Raw genomic sequence first — 17,896 nt, forward strand, 5'->3', positions numbered from 1 at the left:
GGCCGCAGCACCATGGCTGGACTCGCCGAATCCGGGTCGAACCCCGACGTCGACCTGCTCTACGACATCAATGGCCTGGCCAAGGACGCACCGCACTGGTTCGACCGCGTCATGGAGTTCGTCGGGGAGTACGGGCTGCTGCTCGCCATGGTGCTGCTCGTGGTGTGGTGCTGGTGGTCCGTGCGGCGCCGGGGCGCAGAGGACGCCGCCTCGTCCGTGTCCGCGCTGGTGTGGGCGCCGCTGGCGGCCGCACTCGCGGTGCTGGTGAACGTGCCGATACGAGGATTCGTCGAGCGGCCCCGGCCCTTCCGCACGCACCAGGGGCTCGATGTCCTGGTGTCCGGGAAGACCGACTACTCGTTCGTGAGCGATCACGCGACGATCACCATGGCCATGGCCGTCGGACTGTTCGTCGCCAACCGGAAGTTCGGGCTCGCCGGGATCGGCCTGGCGCTGCTCGAAGGGTTCTGCCGGATCTACATGGGTGTGCACTACCCGACGGACGTGGTGGGCGGGTTCGCCCTCGGCACGGCTGTCGCGCTGCTGCTGTCGCCGCTCGCCATGGCCCTGCTGACGCCGCTGCTCAGGGCGGTCGAGCGGTCCTCGTGGGGCGGGTGGCTGGTGCGCGCCCGAGGGCGGTCCGCCGTAGGGCAGGACGCGCTGATCCCCGGGGCACGGAACGAGACCGTGGGAGCCGACGAGCGGGACCTCGCCGCGTAGCGGTCGCTACAGGGCCTGCGGGTAGGTGAAGAAGCGGTTCGGGTCGTACTGCTTCTTCACGGTCGCCAGCCTTGCGGTCGCGTCGCCGTAGTACGCCTTCTTCCAGTTCGTCAGGGTCGCGTCCGCGTAGTTCTGGTACGCCGCCCCGGACGCGTACGGCTTCATCGCGTCGTGGGCCGTCGTCAGCCAGGACTGGGCCGCCGAGCCGGTCGTGCCGCTGCGCCACGACGCGAGGTACTGGGCCAGCATCCGGGAACGGCGGTGGACGAAGGCGGTCGCCGTGGGGGAGACGCGGTTGACCGCGCCGCCGAGGGCCGTCAGCGCGATGCTGCCGGCGCCGCCCTGGACCGAGCTCACGTGGGTGAGCAGGGTCTGGATGCCGGCCGCGGATATCGAGCGGTCGAAGAAGTCCGAGCGGGCCGTGTAGGTCTCCCGGACCAGGGCGCCCTGCGGATTACGGTTCGGCGTGGAGCCGGGCAGGTGGCACTGCGCGGTGGTGGCGAAGGACGAGCAGCCCGCGTACGCCTCCATCGCGCCCTCGTACGAATGCCGCTTGAGCGTGACGCTGCGGGCCGGCGAGCCGACCGTGTCGGCCAGGCGGTCGAGGGCGTTCTGGAGCTCTCCGTAGGTGCCGATCGAGAACGCCGCGACGGACACGGTGGGCGAGCCGCCGTTCTCCAGGTGGCAGGAGGACCAGATCTCGTCGGGCTGGTCGGGGCCCCACTCCTGCCACGCCTTCACCACGGCGGCGGCCTTCGACCAGGGCCAGGTCACGTACGCGGACACCGCCTGCGGCGCGGGGTGCGTCTTGAAGTGCAGTTCGGTGACGACGCCGAAGTTGCCGTTGCCCGCGCCGCGCAGGGCCCAGAAGAGGTCCTTGTTCTCGCTCGCGTTGGCGGTCAGCTGCTTGCCGTCGGCCGTGATCAGCGTCGCCTGGGTGAGGCTGTCGCAGGTCAGGCCGTACGCCCGGGAGACCACGCCGTGACCGCCGCCCAGCACCAGGCCGGAGACGCCGACCGAGGGGCACGAGCCCGCCGGTATCGTCACGCCCTTCGCGGCCAGCGCGCGGTAGACGTCGATCAGCTTGGAACCGGCGCCGACGACCGCCTGGCCGCCGCTGACCCGGATCTGCTTGAGCTTCGAGACGTCGACGATCAGCTTGCCGTTGCCGGAGGACCAACCACCGTAGGAGTGGCCGCCGTTGCGGATCGCGACCTTGATGTCGTGGGCGCGGGCGTACGCGAGGGTCGTACGGATGTCGTCGGGATGCGCGACGTAGGCCACCGCGGCCGGTTTCAGGCCGTCGAAGCGGGTGTTGTACAGCTGGTGGGCCGTGGCCCAGTTGGCCTCGCCCGGGCGGATCAGAGTGCCGTCGAGGTCGCGGCCGAGGGCGGTCCAGTTGGCGGGTGCTGCGGAGGCGGACGTGGACCTGATCGACGTACCGTTGGAGGACGAGCTGGTGGTGTCCGCGTCCGCGGATCCGCCCTTGCAGGCGGCCGTCGCGACTGCCGCGATGGCGGCCGCGCCGCCGCCTATGAACGTACGACGTTCCATGTTGCGCCTCCCGATGGCTCTCGGACTACGAGACGGCTCGCCGACCTCATGGGTTCCAGCGGCAGTGTCACCCCTGTGTCACCGTGGGACCGGTGGGGCCTGATCGGACGGAACCTCCATGTGCTCTCCCCGTGAGCATTCCGTGACCTCACCACAACGTCTGCAGGGGTTCACCTTGCGTTCATTTGCGGCCGTAGGCGCCTTCACCTGATCTGCCTAATTTCGGCCTTACGCGATGCGGGCCGAACCTTGGAAGGCGCGTCCCCCTCGCCAAGTCTTCGACTCCGCACGCCGCCGAATTCAGGACGGCGGCTCCTGGAAGGAACTCTTTCAAGTGAAGCTTCAGCGCATGAATCGGCGGGCCATCGCCCTCGGTGCTCTCGCCGCGTCGAGCGCCCTGGTCCTCACGGCGTGCGGTTCGGACGACACCAGTGGCAGCGACAGCGGCAGCAGCGCTTCCGCCACCGGTGCCGCCAGCTCGATCAAGTGCGACGACGCCAAGGGTCAGCTGCTGTCCGACGGCTCGTCCGCGCAGAAGAACGCGATCGACGCGTGGGTCGCGCAGTTCTCCAAGGCCTGTGGCGTGCAGATCAACTACAAGGCCGGCGGCTCCGGTGCGGGTGTCACCTCCTTCACCCAGGGTCAGCTGGCCTTCGCCGGCTCCGACTCCGCGCTGAAGCCCGAAGAGGTCACCGCCTCCAAGAAGGTCTGCTCCGGCGGCCAGGGCATCGACCTGCCGATGGTCGGCGGCCCGATCGCGGTCGGTTACAACCTGTCCGGCGTGGACAACCTGGTTCTGGACGCCCCGACCCTTGCGAAGATCTTCGACAGCAAGATCTCCAAGTGGAACGACCCGGCGATCAAGAAGCTGAACCCGTCCGCCAAGCTGCCCGACCTCAAGATCCAGGCGTTCCACCGCTCGGACGAGTCCGGCACCACGGACAACTTCACCAAGTACCTGATCGCCACCGCCAAGAGCGACTGGAACTACTCCGGCGGCAAGGCCTGGCAGGCCAAGGGCGGCCAGTCCGCCGCGCAGTCCTCCGGTGTGGCCGCGCAGGTCAAGCAGACCAACGGTGCCATCGGCTACTTCGAGCTCTCCTACGTCGCCGACGGCGTGAAGGCCGTCAGCATCAACACGGGCGCCAGCGCCCCGGTCGCCCCGAGCAGCGACTCCGCCTCCAAGGCGATCGCCGACGCGAAGGTCGTGGGCACGGGCAAGGACCTGTCCCTGGAGCTGAACTACGCGACCAAGGCCGACGGTGCCTACCCGATCACCCTGGTCACGTACGAGATCGCGTGCGACAAGGGCAACAAGGCCGACACCCTCCCCGCCACGAAGGCGTTCCTGCGCTACATCGCCTCCGAGGACGGTCAGGGCCTGCTGACCAACCTGAAGTACGCCCCCATCCCCGCCGACATCATCGCCAAGGTCCGCACCACCATCGAGGGCCTGAGCTGATCTGAGCGTGCGGTCCGGTCCCGACCCGGGACCGGACCGCACCGTCCGGTGCACCGCCGCCACGAGCCGTACGTCGCGTACGGCTTCGCAGAGCCGCACACCGCATGCGGTTCCGCAGACCGGAGAACCCGATGGACACACCCACACAGATAACCGACACGCCACCTCCCGCCCAGCCTTCCGCCGAAGACAAGCGCATCGCGCGCGGCGCCACCCGACCCGGTGACCGGATCTTCCTCGGTCTCTCCCGTGGGTCGGGCATCTTCCTGTTGGTGATCATGGCCGCGATCGCGGTCTTCCTCACCTACCGGGCCTCTCTCGCGATCAGCGCGGACCACGGCAACTTCCTCACCACCTTCGAGTGGAACGCCACGTCGATCCCGCCGGTCTTCGGCATCGCGGTCCTGGCCTACGGCACGGTGATCTCCTCGATCATCGCCATGGTCATCGCCGTTCCGATCGCCGTCGCCATCGCGCTGTTCCTCACGCACTACGCCCCGCGCAGGCTGAGCGGTCCCATCGCCTACGTGATCGACCTGCTCGCCGCCGTGCCGTCCATCGTGTACGGCCTGTGGGGCGCCCTGATCCTCGTACCGCACATGACCGGCCTGTTCGGCTGGCTGGACCGCTACTTCGGCTGGACCGGCATCTTCAGCTGGGACGGCGGTGCACCGCGCTCGATGCTCACCGTCGGCATCCTGCTCGCGATCATGATCCTGCCGGTCATCACCAACGTGAGCCGCGAGGTCTTCCGCCAGGCCCCGCAGATGATCGAAGAGGCGGCCCTCGCCCTCGGCGCCACGCGCTGGGAGGTCATCCGCATGGCCGTGCTGCCCTTCGGCCGCTCCGGTGTGATCTCCGCCTCGATGCTCGGCCTCGGCCGCGCGCTCGGCGAGACGATGGCCGTCGCCACCGTGCTCTCCCCGGACTTCCTCATCCACGGCAGCCTGCTCAACCCGGGCGGCGGCACCTTCGCCCAGAACATCGCCTCCAAGTTCGGTGAGGCGACGGAGCAGGGCCGGGACGCGCTCATCGCCTCCGGTCTGGTGCTGTTCGTCATCACCCTGCTGGTCAACGGCGCGGCTCGCATGATCATCGCCCGTCGCAAGGAGTACTCGGGGGCCAACGCATGAGCCACGCCGCCATCGCCGACAAGCCCGCCAGCACCCTGCGCGGCGCCAGCCTGCCGAAGTGGTCGCCCTATGCGATCGCCGCCGGCTCTCTCGCCGTCGCGGTCGCCATCGGCCTGGGCGCCGGCCTCGACAGCAAGGTCCAGTGGGGCCTGATCGCCGCGCTCCTCTTCCTCCTCGGTACGTTCGGCATCGCCGCGCGCGTCGAGGGCCGCCGGCAGGCCAAGGACCGCATCGCGACCGCTCTGGTCTGGGTCGCCTTCCTGCTCGCCGTCGTGCCGCTGGTCTCCCTGGTGTGGACGACCGTCGCGCGCGGTGTGAAGGTCCTCGACATCTACTTCCTGACGCACTCGATGGGCATCGTCGCCGACTCCCAGCCGGGCGGTGGCATCTACCACGCCATCATCGGCAGCCTCGAGCAGGTCGGTCTCGCCACGATCATCGCCGCGCCGGTCGGTGTGCTCACCGCGGTCTACCTCGTGGAGTACGGCCGCGGTGGACTCGCCAAGGCCGTCACCTTCTTCGTCGACGTGATGACCGGTATCCCCTCGATCGTCGCGGGTCTGTTCATCCTCAGCCTGATGCTGATCTTCGACATGGAGCCCTTCGGCTTCGCCGGTTCGATGGCCCTGGCCATCCTGATGATGCCGGTCGTCGTCCGCTCCACGGAGGAGATGCTCAAGCTCGTCCCGAACGAGCTGCGTGAGGCGTCCCTCGCGCTCGGTGTCCCGAAGTGGCGCACCATCCTGAAGGTGGTCCTGCCGACCTCCCTCGGTGGCATCACGACCGGCGTCATGCTGGCGGTCGCCCGTATCGCCGGTGAGACCGCTCCGGTGCTGCTGTTGGTGTTCGGCAACCGGTTCATCAACAACAACCCCTTCGAGGGTGCGCAGCAGTCGCTGCCGCTGTACATCTACCAGCAGTACGCGAACAGCGCAGGCGCGAACGCGGCATACGACCGGGCCTGGGCTGCCTCGCTCACCCTGATCGCCTTCGTGATGATCCTGAACCTGGCGGCCCGCGGCATCGCCCGCTGGAAGGCCCCGAAGACCGGTCGCTGACGCGGCCACAGCGACGGATAATTCTGGAAGTGACGTAATCATGGCCAAGCGAATCGACGTAAGCGGACTCACCGCCTACTACAGCGCCCACAAGGCGATCGAAGACATCTCGATGACGGTCGAGCCGCGCTCGGTGACGGCCTTCATCGGTCCCTCCGGCTGCGGCAAGTCGACGTTCCTGCGCACGCTCAACCGCATGCACGAGGTCACCCCGGGCGGCCGGGTCGAAGGCAAGGTGCTCCTCGACGACGAGGACCTGTACGGGCAGGGCATTGACCCGGTCTCCGTGCGCCGCGAGGTCGGCATGGTCTTCCAGCGTCCGAATCCGTTCCCGACGATGTCGATCTTCGACAACGTCGCGGCCGGCCTGCGCCTCAACGGCTCGTACAAGAAGAGCGAGCTCAGCGACGTCGTCGAGAAGTCGCTCAAGGGCGCGAACCTCTGGAACGAGGTCAAGGACCGTCTGAACAAGCCCGGTTCGGGTCTGTCCGGTGGTCAGCAGCAGCGTCTGTGCATCGCCCGCGCGATCGCGGTGGAGCCGAAGGTGCTGCTCATGGACGAGCCCTGCTCCGCCCTGGACCCGATCTCGACCCTCGCCATCGAGGACCTGATCGGTGAGCTGAAGGAGCGCTTCACGATCGTCATCGTGACGCACAACATGCAGCAGGCGGCGCGTGTCTCGGACCGTACGGCCTTCTTCAACCTGGCGGCGGTCGGTCAGCCCGGCAAGCTGATCGAGATCGACGACACGGAGCGGATCTTCTCCAACCCGTCGGTCCAGGCGACGGAGGACTACATCTCCGGCCGCTTCGGCTAGGCCGGCGACTCAAGACCCCTCGCGGTGCTGCATGGCGGTGCCACCGCGGGGACGATGAAGGGCCCGCCCCCGGGTTCCGGGGGCGGGCTCGTCGTCGTTGTGCGGGTGCGTTGGGGTGCGCGTCCCTGGGGGCTCTGCCCCCAGACCCCCGATCGGCCTTCGGCCTCGTCCTCAAGCGCCGGACGGGCTGAAAGATGCGGCCTCGTCCTCGAGCGCCGGACGGGCTGAAAGATGCGGCCTCGTCCTCAAGCGCCGGACCGGTAAGTGCCCTACAGGAACGCCAAGTTCACGACGCCGAATGCGCCCGCCGCCACCAGTGCCGCCGCCGGCATCGTGATGAACCAGCCCATGACGATGTTCTTGGCGACGCCCCAGCGGACGGCCTTCACGCGCTTCGTGGCGCCTACGCCCATGATCGCCGAGGTGATGACATGGGTCGTCGAGACCGGGGCCTTGAACAGGTAGGCGGTGGTGAACATGATCGCCGCGCCGGTCGTCTCCGCGGCGAAGCCCTGTGGGGGGTCGAGTTCGATGATCTTCCGGCCCAGCGTGCGCATGATGCGCCAGCCGCCCGCGTACGTGCCCAGCGACAGCATCACCGCGCAGACGATCTTCACCCAGACCGGGATCGGGTCGCCGTAGGTCTCGTGGCCGGAAATCACCAGGGCCATCACCACGATGCCCATGGTCTTCTGGGCGTCCTGGAGACCGTGACCGAGTGCCATGCCGGCCGCGGACACCGTCTGCGCTATGCGGAAGCCGCGCTTGGCCTTGTGCGGATTGGACCGCCGGAAGATCCACATGATGGCCGTCATCACCAGGTAGCCGACGATCAGGCCGACGACGGGCGACACGAACATCGGGATGACGACCTTGTCCAGGACGCCGTTCCAGTACACCGTCGTGCCGCCCGCGAGCGCGGCGCCCACCATGCCGCCGAAGAGGGCGTGCGAGGACGAGGACGGGAGGCCGAAGTACCAGGTGACCAGGTTCCAGGTGATCGCGCCGACCAGTGCCGCGAAGAGGATGCCCATCCCCTTCGAGCCCTCGGGCGTCTCGATCAGGCCCTCGCTGACGGTCTTGGCGACACCGGAGCCCAGGAAGGCGCCGGCGAGATTCATCACAGCCGCCATGGCCAGCGCCGCCCGGGGCGTGAGCGCGCGCGTGGAGACGGACGTAGCGATCGCGTTCGCCGAGTCGTGGAAGCCGTTGGTGTACGTGAAGAAGAGCGCGACCGCGATGGTCACGACCAGAGCAAAGGTGTCCATGCGGGGTTCAGGACTCCTTGACGGCGATGGTCTCCACCGTGTTCGCCACGTGCTCGAACGCGTCCGCCGCTTCCTCCAGCACATCCACGATCTGCTTGAGCTTCAGCACCTCGATGGCTTCGTACTTGCCGTTGAAGAGGTGGGCCAGCAGCTTGCGGTGGATCTGGTCGGCCTGGTTCTCCAGGCGGTTGACCTCGATCCAGTACTCGGTGAGGTTGTCCATCGTCCGCAGGTTCGGCATGGCCTCGGCGGTCAGTTCCGCCGCCCGCGCCAGGACCTCGATCTGCTGCTCGACGCCCTTCGGCAGCTCCTCCACGTTGTAGAGGACGACCAGGTCGACGGCCTCCTCCATGAAGTCCATGATGTCGTCGAGGGACGACGCGAGGTTGTAGATGTCCTCGCGGTCGAAGGGCGTGATGAACGAGGAGTTCAGCTGGTGGAAGATCGCGTGCGTGGCGTCGTCACCTGCGTGTTCCGCGGCCCGCATGCGCTCTGCGATCTCGGCCCGGCCGGCGGTGTCCGCCCCGAGCAGTTCCATCAGGAGCTTCGAGCCCGTGACGATGTTGTCCGCGGATGCGGCGAACATGTCATAGAAGCTCGTCTCCCTGGGGGTCAGACGAAAGCGCACTTGGGGTCCTCGGGATGCATCGGTTTCGGTCAGGCTGATGCTAGGCGCATCATCCGGCCACGGCTAATGGCCCGTCCCCCAGTGTCGCCCATCAGGCACGGAGCTCAGCACGGGGGCGGTACGGGGCTCCGGTTCAGGCCTCGGCCAAGGGCCCTATACCCAGCAAAGTTCGATACCATATACCCACCTGGGGTATATGTCCGCACGACTTGTGGGAGGACGCGATGACGACCACCGAGGCCGGCGCGACGGCGCCCTCCGACAGCAGCACACAGAACACGACGCACGGGTACCACAAGCAGAAGGACGAGCACCTCAAACGCCTGCGCCGCATCGAGGGCCAGATCCGTGGTCTGCAGCGGATGGTCGACGAGGACGTCTACTGCATCGACATACTCACCCAGGTGTCCGCCTCCACCAAGGCCCTGCAGTCCTTCGCGCTGCAGCTCCTGGAGGAACACCTGCGCCACTGCGTCGCCGATGCCGCGGTCAAGGGCGGTGACGAGATCGACGCGAAGGTCGAGGAGGCGACGAAGGCGATCGGGCGGCTGCTGCGGACCTGATGACCTCAGAGCTGAGGCGCGGCGGGCGGGGGCCCGGCCGCGCCTCGACGCATGTGGGGGGTCAGGCCTGTGTGTCCCGTTCGCGGGCACGCTCTTCGGCCACCTTCAGCACCTCGTCGATGCTCTCCAGGCTGAGCCGGTCCTCCGCGGCCGAGGCCGCGATGATCAGCTCTCCGCACAGCTCGATCTCGGCGAGGGCCACGTGGTCCTGAACTGCCGTACCGCCGACCGGAGCCACGTGCATCACCTCATCTCTGCCGTACCGACTTCCTAGAGTAGGGAGCGGCATACACACCGCGCATGGCACGGACGGGCTAGTTCTTGACGCCCGTCACTCATCCTCGAGCAGTGCCTACCGCTCGGCGATCTTCCCTGCGTAGATGTCCTTCGACGCCGGCAACCGTACGTCGACGGGGGCCCCGAAGTCGTACAGCAAGGTCGTCGAGGCGACCGCGACGGTGCTCTTCTGCCGGCCGTTGACGAAGCTGAACCGGTGCCGGATCTTGCGGATGCGGCCCTGGTCGTCGAGGTAGACGTCGAACGGCACCTCGGCCGTGGCGAACCCTTTCGCCGCCGCGGTGAGGGCCTGCCGGACGCCGTTCGAGGCGCCCTTCGCCGCCAGTGCGAGGTCGGAAGTACCGCGGTAGTGCCGCACCTCGATGCCCGCGAACTCGGTCCGGCCGACGTAGGTCGCCGTGCGTGTCCCGCGCAGCAACTCGGCCGCGGTGTACGGGTCCGTGGCCCCGCCGGTCACCAGGTTGCCGTCGGAGAGGGTGGCCGTGTCGACCCGTACCCACTTGTCGGCGGGCACCCCCGCGCCGCGGTTCTTCATGAACAGGGCGCCGGGCGCGAGGAGTTCGGTGATCGGCCGGTGCTCGGCGGTGCCGGCCGGGGTCTGCGGGAGCTGCACCTTCAGCCGGCCGAGCCGGCGCCGGTAGTCGTAGTCGCCCTGGCCGCGGATGGTGACGCGGGTGCCGCCGGTGGCCATCTCCATCGACGTGCTGGCCTTCGAAGTGCCCGCGTCCACCAGGGTGTCGGCGGCCCGGTGCAGGGTCTCGACGGGGTCGGACGCGTGGGAGTCCTCGGCCGCGGACCCGGTGCCGGAACATCCTCCGGTCCCCATGCAGACACAGAACATGAGTCCTGCCGCGACGACCGTTCCGGTCCCCCTGTGCTGCCGCTCCGCCATCAGCTGCTACCCCCAGCCGGTACGTCCGTCACGGGCCCCCTGTCGTTCCGGATAACGAGGGGTCGGGGGCACCGTCACGCGCATACCAGGCCTTTACGTTGGCTGGGTAACGTTGTCGGCGTGGCGCAGCAGGAACATCGCACGACGACGGTCGAACAGGGCCGGTTCTGCCTGGCCCGATGCAGTTGCGGGTGGCGTGGTCCTGCCCGCAGAGCTCGCAGCCAGGCCCGGGCGGATGCCCAGGGGCATCTGGGCGTTCAGGCGTGACGCAGCGTCGCCAGCAGCTCGTCGACCAGGGTGCGGTCGCGGTACTGGGTCAGTCGGCTGCGGGCCGCGGCGGGGGAGAGCCACAGGATGCGGTCCACCTCCAGGCTGGGGGTGAAGCTGCCCGAGATCGCCTCGGCCGCCCAGTAACGGACCTGTTTGGGGCGGCCGCCCGTGAAGTAGCGCAGGGTTGACAGCTCGGTGCCGGGGTCCGCGGTGTAGCCCGACTCCTCGGCCACTTCGCGCAGGGCGCCCGTCAGATGGTCCTCGCCCCGCTTCAACTTGCCCTTGGGGTGGGACCAATCGTCGTATTTCGGCCGGTGGACGAGGCAGATCTCCGGCTCGCCGTCGACCGGGGAGCTGCGCCACAGGACGCAGCCGGCCGCCTGGATGAGGGTGTCGTTGGTGTGGGTCACCGGTGGTTCACGCCTCCTTCGACAGGGATCACGGGCTCAGCGCGGGTTCAGGACGTGCTCACCGCCTGCCTCTGCCAGGACTGCTGGAAGGCGAAGCGGGCGGCCTCCACCTCGTGGCGCTGGTCCGCGTGGAGCACTCCGAGGGCGTATGCCGTCGCCGGGGCGATTCGGGGGGTGCGGGCCGCCGAGGCCGCCGCGGCCGACGCCTCCGAGGCGTCGCGGTGGCGGTCGAGGGCCTGGCCCGCGGTGAGCAGGCGGACGTCGATCGGGCCGTCCGTGCCGTAGAGGGTCTCGCGGGCGTAGCGGTGCAGGCGCAGGAGCAGGCGGACCTGGTGCCAGGGGGCGTCCTGGGGGTGCGGGGCCGGGTCCGGGGAGAGGCCGTGGATCAGCGCCTCCGCGTTGTAGGGGCTGCCCGCGGTGACGAGGGGGAGCGCGGTCACGGCGTCCTTCAGGCGCTCCTCGGCCGCGGTGGCCAGGGGGCGGAGGTCCGTGGTGGTGGCGGTGGTGGTGAGGGGGACTTCGCTGGCGAGTACGGCGATCTTGTCCGCGACGGCGTGGAAGCGGGAGGAACCCAGGGCCTGGAGGGCGGTGGAGTGGGCGCGGGTCCGGGCGAGGGTGAGCTGGCGTTCCAGCAGGGCGCCGGCCTTGGCCGCGCCGACCGTCAGGTTGCCGCGGTCTGCTGCGGGCGTCGCTGTGGGGGGACCGGCGGGTCCTGGTGCCCCTTTCAGCGGGACGGGATCCGCGCCGGCGGAACGACCGCCCACGACGGCGGCCGACTGCACCGGGAACACCGTCGCTCCCGACAGCCGGTGCAGCGCCAGCAGCAGGCGTTCGAGCCTTGCCGCGTACGCGTGTTCCATCGACAACGTCCCCGACAGCCATGCCAGTTCGGGGCGCAGGGTCTCCGACCAGTCGGTTTCCAGCAGGGGGCGGAAGGTGTGCAGGCTGCCGCTGACGCGGCGGACCGAGCGGCGCAGGGCGCGGGCCGCGTCGACGGTCTCCTCCCTGCCGTTGGACGCGGCGACGCCGGTCTCCCGGTGCTGCCGCAGGGCGCGGAGGAACTCCGTGGCCTGGGCCCGCAGGTAGCCCGCGAGGGCGTCGCCTGTGGGGGAGGGCCCGGCCGTGGGGTCCGTCGGGTCAAGGTGTTGCTGTGCCACGCCGGCGCCTCCGGGCGTCTATGAGCATCTCCTGGACGTTGCGCAGAGGTTGGCCGTCCGCATCGGTGGCGTGCCGGGTCCACTCACCGTCCGGGCCGAGGTGCCAGGAGGCGGTGGTGTCGGACATGCCGGTCTCCAACAGCCGGTTCAGGGCTGCGCGGTGGGCCGGGTCGATAACCCTGACCAGGGCCTCGATACGGCGGTCGAGGTTGCGGTGCATCATGTCGGCGCTGCCGATCCACACCTCGGGCTCGCCGCCGTTGCCGAAGGCGAACACACGGGAGTGTTCGAGGAAGCGGCCGAGGATCGAGCGGACCCGCACGTTCTCCGACAGGCCCGTGACGCCGGGGCGGACCGCGCAGATGCCGCGCACCCAGACGTCGACCGGCACGCCCGCCTGGGACGCCCGGTACAGCGCGTCGATGATCGCCTCGTCGACCATCGAGTTGACCTTGATGCGGATGAAGGCCGGACGGCCCGCACGGTGGTGCTGGGCCTCCTTGTTGATCCGCGAGATCAGGCCGTCGCGAAGGGACTTGGGGGCGACGAGGAGGCGCCGGTAGGTCTCGCGGCGGGAGTAGCCCGACAGGCGGTTGAACAGGTCCGAGAGGTCCGCGCCCACCTGCGGGTCCGCCGTCAGCAGGCCCAGGTCCTCGTAGAGGCGGGCCGTCTTCGGGTGGTAGTTGCCGGTGCCGACGTGGCTGTAACGCCGTAGCGTGTCGCCTTCCTGACGGACCACCAGGGACAGCTTGCAGTGAGTCTTGAGGCCGACCAGGCCGTAGACGACGTGGCAGCCGGCCTCCTCCAGCTTGCGCGCCCACTTGATGTTGGCGTGCTCGTCGAAGCGGGCCTTGATCTCGACCAGGACGAGGACCTGCTTGCCGGCCTCGGCGGCGTCGATGAGCGCGTCGACTATCGGGGAGTCGCCCGAAGTCCGGTACAGGGTCTGCTTGATGGCGAGCACGTCGTCGTCCTCGGCCGCCTGCTGCAGGAACGCCTGCACCGACGTCGAGAAGGAGTCGTACGGGTGGTGCAGCAGCACGTCCCGGGTGCGCAGGGCCGCGAAGATGTCGGGCGAGGACGCCGACTCGACCTCGGCCAGGTCGCGGTGGACGCCGGCGATGAACTTCTTGTACTTGAGCTCGGGCCGGTCCAGGGAGGCGATGCGGAAGAGGCCCGTGAGGTCCAGGGGACCCGGCAGCGGGTACACCTCCGCCTCGCTGATCTTCAGCTCGCGCACCAGCAGGTCCAGGACCTCGCGGTCGATGGACTCCTCGACCTCCAGGCGCACCGGCGGCCCGAAGCGGCGCCGCATGAGCTCCTTCTCCAGGGCCTGGAGCAGGTTCTCGGCGTCGTCCTCCTCGACCTCGAGGTCCTCGTTGCGGGTGAGCCGGAAGGCGTGGCTCTCCAGCACCTCCATGCCCGGGAACAGCTCCTCCAGGTGGGCGGCGATGACGTCCTCGAGGGGGACGTACCGGCCCGGGGCGGCCTCCAGGAAGCGGGACAGCAGCGGCGGAACCTTGACGCGGGCGAAGTGCTTGTGGCTGGTCACCGGGTTGCGTACGACGACGGCCAGGTTCAGGGAGAGGCCGGAGATGTACGGGAAGGGGTGCGCCGGGTCGACGGCGAGGGGGGTCAGGACCGGGAAGATCTGGTGCCGGAAGAGGGTGAACAGGCGGGCCTGCTCCTTCTCCGTCAGCTCGCTCCAGCGGACCAGGTGGATGCCCTCCTCCGCGAGCGCGGGGGCAACGTCCTCGTGGTAGCAGGCGGCGTGCCGGGCCATGAGTTCGCGCGAGCGGGCCCAGATCATCTCCAGCACTTCGCGGGGCTGGAGGCCGGAGGCGGAACGGGTGGCCACCCCGGTGGCGATACGGCGCTTCAGGCCGGCCACCCGGACCATGAAGAACTCGTCCAGGTTGCTGGCGAAGATCGCGAGGAAGTTGGCCCGTTCGAGCAGGGGTGTGTTCGGGTCCTCGGCGAGTTCGAGGACCCGCTCGTTGAACGCGAGCCAGCTGCGCTCCCGGTCCAGGAAGCGCCCCTGCGGCAGCTGGGGCCCGTCGTACGGCGACTCCTCGTAGGCGTCGAGGTCCGCATCGATGTCGGGTTCCAGGTCGGAGACCGCGGCCGCCACGGTGTGCGGGCGGTGCGCGGCTATGGAGCCCACGGAGGGCTGCGCGTGCTGGACCTGTGCCTGGGCGTTTGGCTGACTCATGGACCCATTCTTCCGCGCTCGGGGCGTGACCGGCGCGTCGGAAGCAGCGGGCGGGAGCGCGGCCACGGAGCGGAGGGCGTCCCCGTTCCCCGCGGGCCCCTCTGCGGGCGGCGAAGGCTCTGGCACGGCGGGCGTCATTGGCCGAGGGTCGCAAGCCCGTCTGAACCGTTGGTTACGGGGACATGGCGTGCGGGATATCTGGGGGCGGCTCCCGGGCGTCCACGTCGGCGGGACCGACGTAACAGCGCGCTGGAAGCCGCCCCGAGGATAGGTACGCCCCTGTTCTCGCGGAAGGGCGTACGCGGATCTGTTGTGTCACACCGTGCGTCGGCGCAGGACGACGAAGGCGGCCGTGGTCGCGAGGGCGGTGATGGTGAGGAGGATGCCGGTCTCCACGAGGTTCATGGGCCAGAAGTGGGACGCCGGGTGGTAGGTGCCGTCGTCCGTCGGCCAGGGGCCGTTGGACGTCGGGAACCCGGTCGCCGAGGTGCGGGTCGCGGCGGGCCACAGCCCGGGGCGGTGGCTCTCCAGGTACCGGTTCAGCACGATCATCACGGTCACGGAGATCGCCAGCGCGGGCAGCGCACGGCGCAGCAGCAGCGCGGTGAGCGTGCCGATCGCCAGCGCGCACAGGCCGTACGCGACCAGGGCGGGGCCGCGGGCCGCGAACACGTCGTTGAAGGTCCAGTCGTCGCCCATCAGGTCCCGGTTCGCGGACCAGGCCCAGCGGAACACCACGACGAACAGCGTGCCGCCGAGGACCAGCACCAGCGCGGGCAGGGCCAGCTTGGCGGCCAGCCAGCGGGTGGGGCTCACGTTCTGCGTCCAGGCGAGGCGCGCGGTGCCGGACTCCAGCTCACGGCCGATCAGCGCGGCGCCGGCCCAGGCTGCGACGGCCCAGAAGCTGTAGTAGGCGACGGTGCTGATCCAGCCCATCGGACCGCTGTAGTCCGTGGAGGCGAGGGCGGCTCTGCAGAAGCCCTCCGTGTGCGCGCAGGCGGAGATCCGCTCGCGTACGGAATCCGCGGTGATCTCGGTCAGCCACACCAGGTAGCCGACCGCGGCCAGGATGAAGGCGGCCCACACGATCAGGGCCGCGCGGTGCAGGCGCAGCACGCTGCGAGGCAGGCCCTTGAGCGCGAGGGAACTCATACGTGGTTGCTCCTACTGCGTAGCACCAGGAACGCGGCGGTGACCGCGAGCGCGGTCAGGCCCAGCAGGACGCCGGTCTCCAGGAGCTGGCGGGGCCAGTAGTCGGGGGACGGGAGGTACTCGCGGCCGAAGCGCACGATGTCGTGCTTGGCCAGGCACTGGCGGTTGTCGTAGCAGCCCGGGTCGGGGATCTGGGCGCCCTTGGAGGTGATCGCCCAGCTGCGGGAGTGGAGCTCCGGCTGCTGGTAGCGGCCCTGGAAGGGCCAGGAGTTGGTACGGAAGGCGTTGACCAGGAAGTACCCGAAGCCGGCCAGTGTGAGGGCGGGCAGCGTGCGGCGCACGGCCAGGCCGGCGATGGCGCCGAGGGCGAGCCCCAGGAGCGCGGCGGCGACGGTGGCAGGGCCGACGGAGAAGTAGAACGCGCGCGGCTGGATGCCGGCGATCAGGAGATTGCCGTGCGTGTCCCACAGCAGGCGGTACAGCACGACCAGCAGGCTCATGCCGGCGGTGATGAACAGCGCGGGCATGGCGAGCTTGGCGGCGAGCCAGCGGGCGGGGGAGGGGGACTGCCCCCAGACGAGCTGCGCGGTGCCGGACTCCAGCTCGCGGGCGGTCAGCGGGCCCGCCGCGAACAGCGCGACGCCGAACGAGGCGAGGGTGATCAGGGTCCCGGGATCGTAGAAGAGGTCGTTGTAGACGCCCGAGGTGAAGGCGAAGAGCAGGTCCGAGGAGGAGGCGGAGAGCTGTACGCCGGCGTAGCCGAGGGCTTCGAGCTTGTCCTGCGCGGCGCTCGCTCCGGGTCCCTGCAGCCACAGCAGGAGGGCTGCCGTGAAGGCGACGAAGCCGAGCCAGACGAGCAGTGCCGTGCGGTGCAGGCGCAGGAGTGTCCAGACCAGGCCGCTCGGGCGCAGTGCGGTGCGTCGGCGTGCGGCGGCGACGGGAGCGGGGGCGGGGGCGGTGGTGGTCATGCCTGCACCTCCACAGAGGTCGCGGTGGTGCTCGGGGTGAGCAGGGCGGGGGCGTCGGGGGAGCGGAGGTGGGCGAGCAGGAGTTCCTCCAGGGACGGTTCCTCGGTTGCCCAGCCGCCGTCGACCGGGCCGTCGCGGCGGATCAGCGCGGTCAGGCCGCGGCCGGCCGCACGGGACTCGACGACGGTGTGCGGGGCCAGGTCGGCGGGCGTTCCGCGGCCGGTCACCAGGGTGTGCGCGGTGAGCAGGTCGTCGATGCCGCCGCCGAGCCGTATCCGGCCGCGACCCAGGAGCAGCAGGTGGTCGCAGGCGTCGGCGAGTTCGCTGACGATGTGCGAGGACATCAGGACGGTGGTGCCGCGTTCGGCGGCGTCCGCCATCAGGGTGCCCATCAGTTCGTGGCGGGCGAGCGGGTCGAGGTCGGCCAGTGGCTCGTCCAGGAGCATCAGGTCGGGCCGCTTGCCGAGGGCGAGGGCGAGCGCGACGCGGGTGCGCTGGCCGCCGGAGAGCCCGCGGATCTTCTGCCCGGGCTTCAGCGAGCCCTCCTCGACGATGCGGGCGGCGTACGGCGCGTCCCAGCGGGCCGGATTGAGCTCGGCGCCCATGCGCAGGGTGTCGGCGATGGTCAGCTGGGGGTACAGCGGCTTGTTCTGGGCGAGGAAGGCGACCCGCTCACGGCACTCGCCGGGCGCCCCGCCGAGGACGGTGAGGGTGCCGGCGGTGGGCCGCAGCAGCCCGGCGGCCAGGGCCAGCAGGGTCGACTTCCCCGCACCGTTGGGGCCGACCAGTGCGCTGATCCGGCCGGCGGGCAGGCGGAAGGAACAGTCGTCGAGGGCCGCGTCGGCCCTTCTGCCGTACCGCTTGCCGAGCCCGGACGCGTCCAGGGCGACGGCCGGGGTGGTGCTCGTGGAACTCACTGGTCCCCCTCATGCTCATGCAAGAGCTCGTCGGATTTCGGGAAGTGCTCGTCGAGGACGGAGCCGAACAGTGCGTCGACGTCCTCGCGGTCGAGTCCGGCCGCGCGGGCGCGCTGCGCCCATGCGGCGAGTTCGGCCCGCAGCGGTGAGTCGGCCGGGGACGCGCCGAGTGTCCGGCGCACGAAGGTGCCCAGACCCCGCCGCGCCTCCACCAGGCCCTCGCGTTCCAGCTCCCGGTAGGCCTTCAGGACCGTGTTGGGGTTGATGGCGGTGGCCTCGACCACCTCGCGCGCGGTGGGCAGCTTGTCTCCCGGCTCGATCAGGCCCATACGGAGGGCCTGCTTGGTCTGCTGGACGATCTGGACGTAGGTGGCGACGCCGGAGCGCCGGTCGATGCGGTACTCGACCACCCGTACAA

18 protein-coding genes are annotated in these 17,896 nt (G+C 69.8%); 6 read left to right on the plus strand and 12 right to left on the minus strand.

Features of this window, described 5'->3' with window-relative positions:
- The first annotated feature begins 12 nt into the window (after positions 1–12).
- Complete coding sequence (locus OG303_RS26685; protein ID WP_405871432.1) at positions 13–720, plus strand: phosphatase PAP2 family protein; 708 nt, start codon at positions 13–15, stop codon at positions 718–720.
- Positions 721–726: 6 nt separating this feature from the next.
- Here OG303_RS26685 and OG303_RS26690 read toward each other — a convergent pair whose 3' ends face one another.
- The gene (locus OG303_RS26690; RefSeq protein WP_405871434.1) at positions 727–2,274 is read right to left on the minus strand and encodes an FAD-binding oxidoreductase; all 1,548 of its coding nucleotides are present in this window, start codon (positions 2,272–2,274) and stop codon (positions 727–729) included.
- Positions 2,275–2,608: 334 nt separating this feature from the next.
- Here OG303_RS26690 and pstS point away from each other — a divergent pair, with 334 nt between their 5' ends.
- The 4 genes from pstS to pstB all read left to right on the plus strand — a co-directional run bounded on the left by pstS (position 2,609) and on the right by pstB (position 6,744).
- Entirely contained in the window at positions 2,609–3,736 is a 1,128-nt protein-coding gene (gene pstS / locus OG303_RS26695) for a phosphate ABC transporter substrate-binding protein PstS (RefSeq protein WP_405871435.1), read from the plus strand.
- A 131-nt stretch (positions 3,737–3,867) separates the two neighbouring features.
- On the plus strand, positions 3,868–4,869 hold the full coding sequence (gene pstC, locus OG303_RS26700) for a phosphate ABC transporter permease subunit PstC (protein WP_405871436.1): 1,002 nt from the start codon (positions 3,868–3,870) through the stop codon (positions 4,867–4,869).
- Complete coding sequence (pstA, locus tag OG303_RS26705; protein ID WP_405871438.1) at positions 4,866–5,927, plus strand: phosphate ABC transporter permease PstA; 1,062 nt, start codon at positions 4,866–4,868, stop codon at positions 5,925–5,927. Before pstC ends, pstA begins: the two co-directional genes overlap by 4 nt.
- A gap of 40 nt (positions 5,928–5,967) precedes the next feature.
- Positions 5,968–6,744, plus strand: coding sequence for a phosphate ABC transporter ATP-binding protein PstB (gene pstB, locus OG303_RS26710; protein WP_405871440.1), 777 nt, complete (start codon positions 5,968–5,970; stop codon positions 6,742–6,744).
- Between the two features lie 269 nt (positions 6,745–7,013).
- On the opposite strand, the gene OG303_RS26715 is transcribed toward pstB, so the two are convergent.
- Both OG303_RS26715 and OG303_RS26720 read right to left on the minus strand, forming a co-directional pair.
- Positions 7,014–8,012: an anion permease gene (locus tag OG303_RS26715; RefSeq protein WP_405871442.1), complete on the minus strand. Its 999-nt coding sequence runs from the start codon at positions 8,010–8,012 to the stop codon at positions 7,014–7,016.
- A 7-nt stretch (positions 8,013–8,019) separates the two neighbouring features.
- On the minus strand, positions 8,020–8,640 hold the full coding sequence (locus OG303_RS26720) for a DUF47 domain-containing protein (RefSeq protein ID WP_405871444.1): 621 nt from the start codon (positions 8,638–8,640) through the stop codon (positions 8,020–8,022).
- A gap of 224 nt (positions 8,641–8,864) precedes the next feature.
- On the opposite strand from OG303_RS26720, the gene OG303_RS26725 reads away from it, so the two are divergent.
- Positions 8,865–9,203, plus strand: coding sequence for a metal-sensitive transcriptional regulator (locus OG303_RS26725; RefSeq protein WP_405871445.1), 339 nt, complete (start codon positions 8,865–8,867; stop codon positions 9,201–9,203).
- Positions 9,204–9,264: 61 nt separating this feature from the next.
- On the opposite strand, the gene OG303_RS26730 is transcribed toward OG303_RS26725, so the two are convergent.
- From OG303_RS26730 to OG303_RS26770, 9 genes are all read right to left on the minus strand, one after another.
- Positions 9,265–9,447 carry a hypothetical protein gene (locus OG303_RS26730; protein WP_405871447.1) on the minus strand — a complete coding sequence of 61 codons (183 nt, stop codon included), beginning with the start codon at positions 9,445–9,447 and terminating at the stop codon, positions 9,265–9,267.
- 108 nt (positions 9,448–9,555) lie between these two features.
- The gene (locus tag OG303_RS26735; protein WP_405871449.1) at positions 9,556–10,392 is read right to left on the minus strand and encodes a hypothetical protein; all 837 of its coding nucleotides are present in this window, start codon (positions 10,390–10,392) and stop codon (positions 9,556–9,558) included.
- 257 nt (positions 10,393–10,649) lie between these two features.
- On the minus strand, positions 10,650–11,072 hold the full coding sequence (locus tag OG303_RS26740) for an NUDIX hydrolase (RefSeq protein ID WP_405871451.1): 423 nt from the start codon (positions 11,070–11,072) through the stop codon (positions 10,650–10,652).
- Positions 11,073–11,119: 47 nt separating this feature from the next.
- Positions 11,120–12,229, minus strand: coding sequence for a CHAD domain-containing protein (locus tag OG303_RS26745; RefSeq protein WP_405871452.1), 1,110 nt, complete (start codon positions 12,227–12,229; stop codon positions 11,120–11,122).
- A complete protein-coding gene (locus OG303_RS26750; RefSeq protein ID WP_405871454.1) occupies positions 12,210–14,441 on the minus strand; it encodes an RNA degradosome polyphosphate kinase in 2,232 nt (743 codons plus the stop codon). The genes OG303_RS26745 and OG303_RS26750 overlap by 20 nt, the downstream gene beginning before the upstream one ends.
- Before the next feature lie 315 nt (positions 14,442–14,756).
- Complete coding sequence (locus OG303_RS26755; RefSeq protein ID WP_405871456.1) at positions 14,757–15,593, minus strand: hypothetical protein; 837 nt, start codon at positions 15,591–15,593, stop codon at positions 14,757–14,759.
- Complete coding sequence (locus OG303_RS26760; protein WP_405871458.1) at positions 15,590–16,561, minus strand: hypothetical protein; 972 nt, start codon at positions 16,559–16,561, stop codon at positions 15,590–15,592. Before OG303_RS26760 ends, OG303_RS26755 begins: the two co-directional genes overlap by 4 nt.
- Positions 16,558–17,478: an ABC transporter ATP-binding protein gene (locus OG303_RS26765; protein ID WP_405871460.1), complete on the minus strand. Its 921-nt coding sequence runs from the start codon at positions 17,476–17,478 to the stop codon at positions 16,558–16,560. The genes OG303_RS26760 and OG303_RS26765 overlap by 4 nt, the downstream gene beginning before the upstream one ends.
- On the minus strand, positions 17,475–17,888 hold the full coding sequence (locus OG303_RS26770) for a GntR family transcriptional regulator (RefSeq protein ID WP_405877490.1): 414 nt from the start codon (positions 17,886–17,888) through the stop codon (positions 17,475–17,477). Before OG303_RS26770 ends, OG303_RS26765 begins: the two co-directional genes overlap by 4 nt.
- Positions 17,889–17,896: the final 8 nt, after the last annotated feature.

The sequence above is a fragment of the Streptomyces sp. NBC_00005 genome, assembly GCF_045160215.1.
Taxonomy (GTDB): Bacteria; Actinomycetota; Actinomycetes; order Streptomycetales; family Streptomycetaceae; genus Streptomyces.

Bases quoted from the DNA above. Each gene is read 5' to 3' on its own strand.
- OG303_RS26685 (WP_405871432.1), top strand. From the start codon at position 13: ATGGCTGGACTCGCCGAATCCGGGTCGAACCCCGACGTCGACCTGCTC.
- OG303_RS26690 (WP_405871434.1), bottom strand. From the start codon at position 2,274: ATGGAACGTCGTACGTTCATAGGCGGCGGCGCGGCCGCCATCGCGGCA.
- pstC (WP_405871436.1), top strand. From the start codon at position 3,868: ATGGACACACCCACACAGATAACCGACACGCCACCTCCCGCCCAGCCT.
- pstA (WP_405871438.1), top strand. From the start codon at position 4,866: ATGAGCCACGCCGCCATCGCCGACAAGCCCGCCAGCACCCTGCGCGGC.
- pstB (WP_405871440.1), top strand. From the start codon at position 5,968: ATGGCCAAGCGAATCGACGTAAGCGGACTCACCGCCTACTACAGCGCC.
- OG303_RS26715 (WP_405871442.1), bottom strand. From the start codon at position 8,012: ATGGACACCTTTGCTCTGGTCGTGACCATCGCGGTCGCGCTCTTCTTC.
- OG303_RS26725 (WP_405871445.1), top strand. From the start codon at position 8,865: ATGACGACCACCGAGGCCGGCGCGACGGCGCCCTCCGACAGCAGCACA.
- OG303_RS26730 (WP_405871447.1), bottom strand. From the start codon at position 9,447: ATGCACGTGGCTCCGGTCGGCGGTACGGCAGTTCAGGACCACGTGGCC.
- OG303_RS26735 (WP_405871449.1), bottom strand. From the start codon at position 10,392: ATGGCGGAGCGGCAGCACAGGGGGACCGGAACGGTCGTCGCGGCAGGA.
- OG303_RS26750 (WP_405871454.1), bottom strand. From the start codon at position 14,441: ATGAGTCAGCCAAACGCCCAGGCACAGGTCCAGCACGCGCAGCCCTCC.
- OG303_RS26755 (WP_405871456.1), bottom strand. From the start codon at position 15,593: ATGAGTTCCCTCGCGCTCAAGGGCCTGCCTCGCAGCGTGCTGCGCCTG.
- OG303_RS26760 (WP_405871458.1), bottom strand. From the start codon at position 16,561: ATGACCACCACCGCCCCCGCCCCCGCTCCCGTCGCCGCCGCACGCCGA.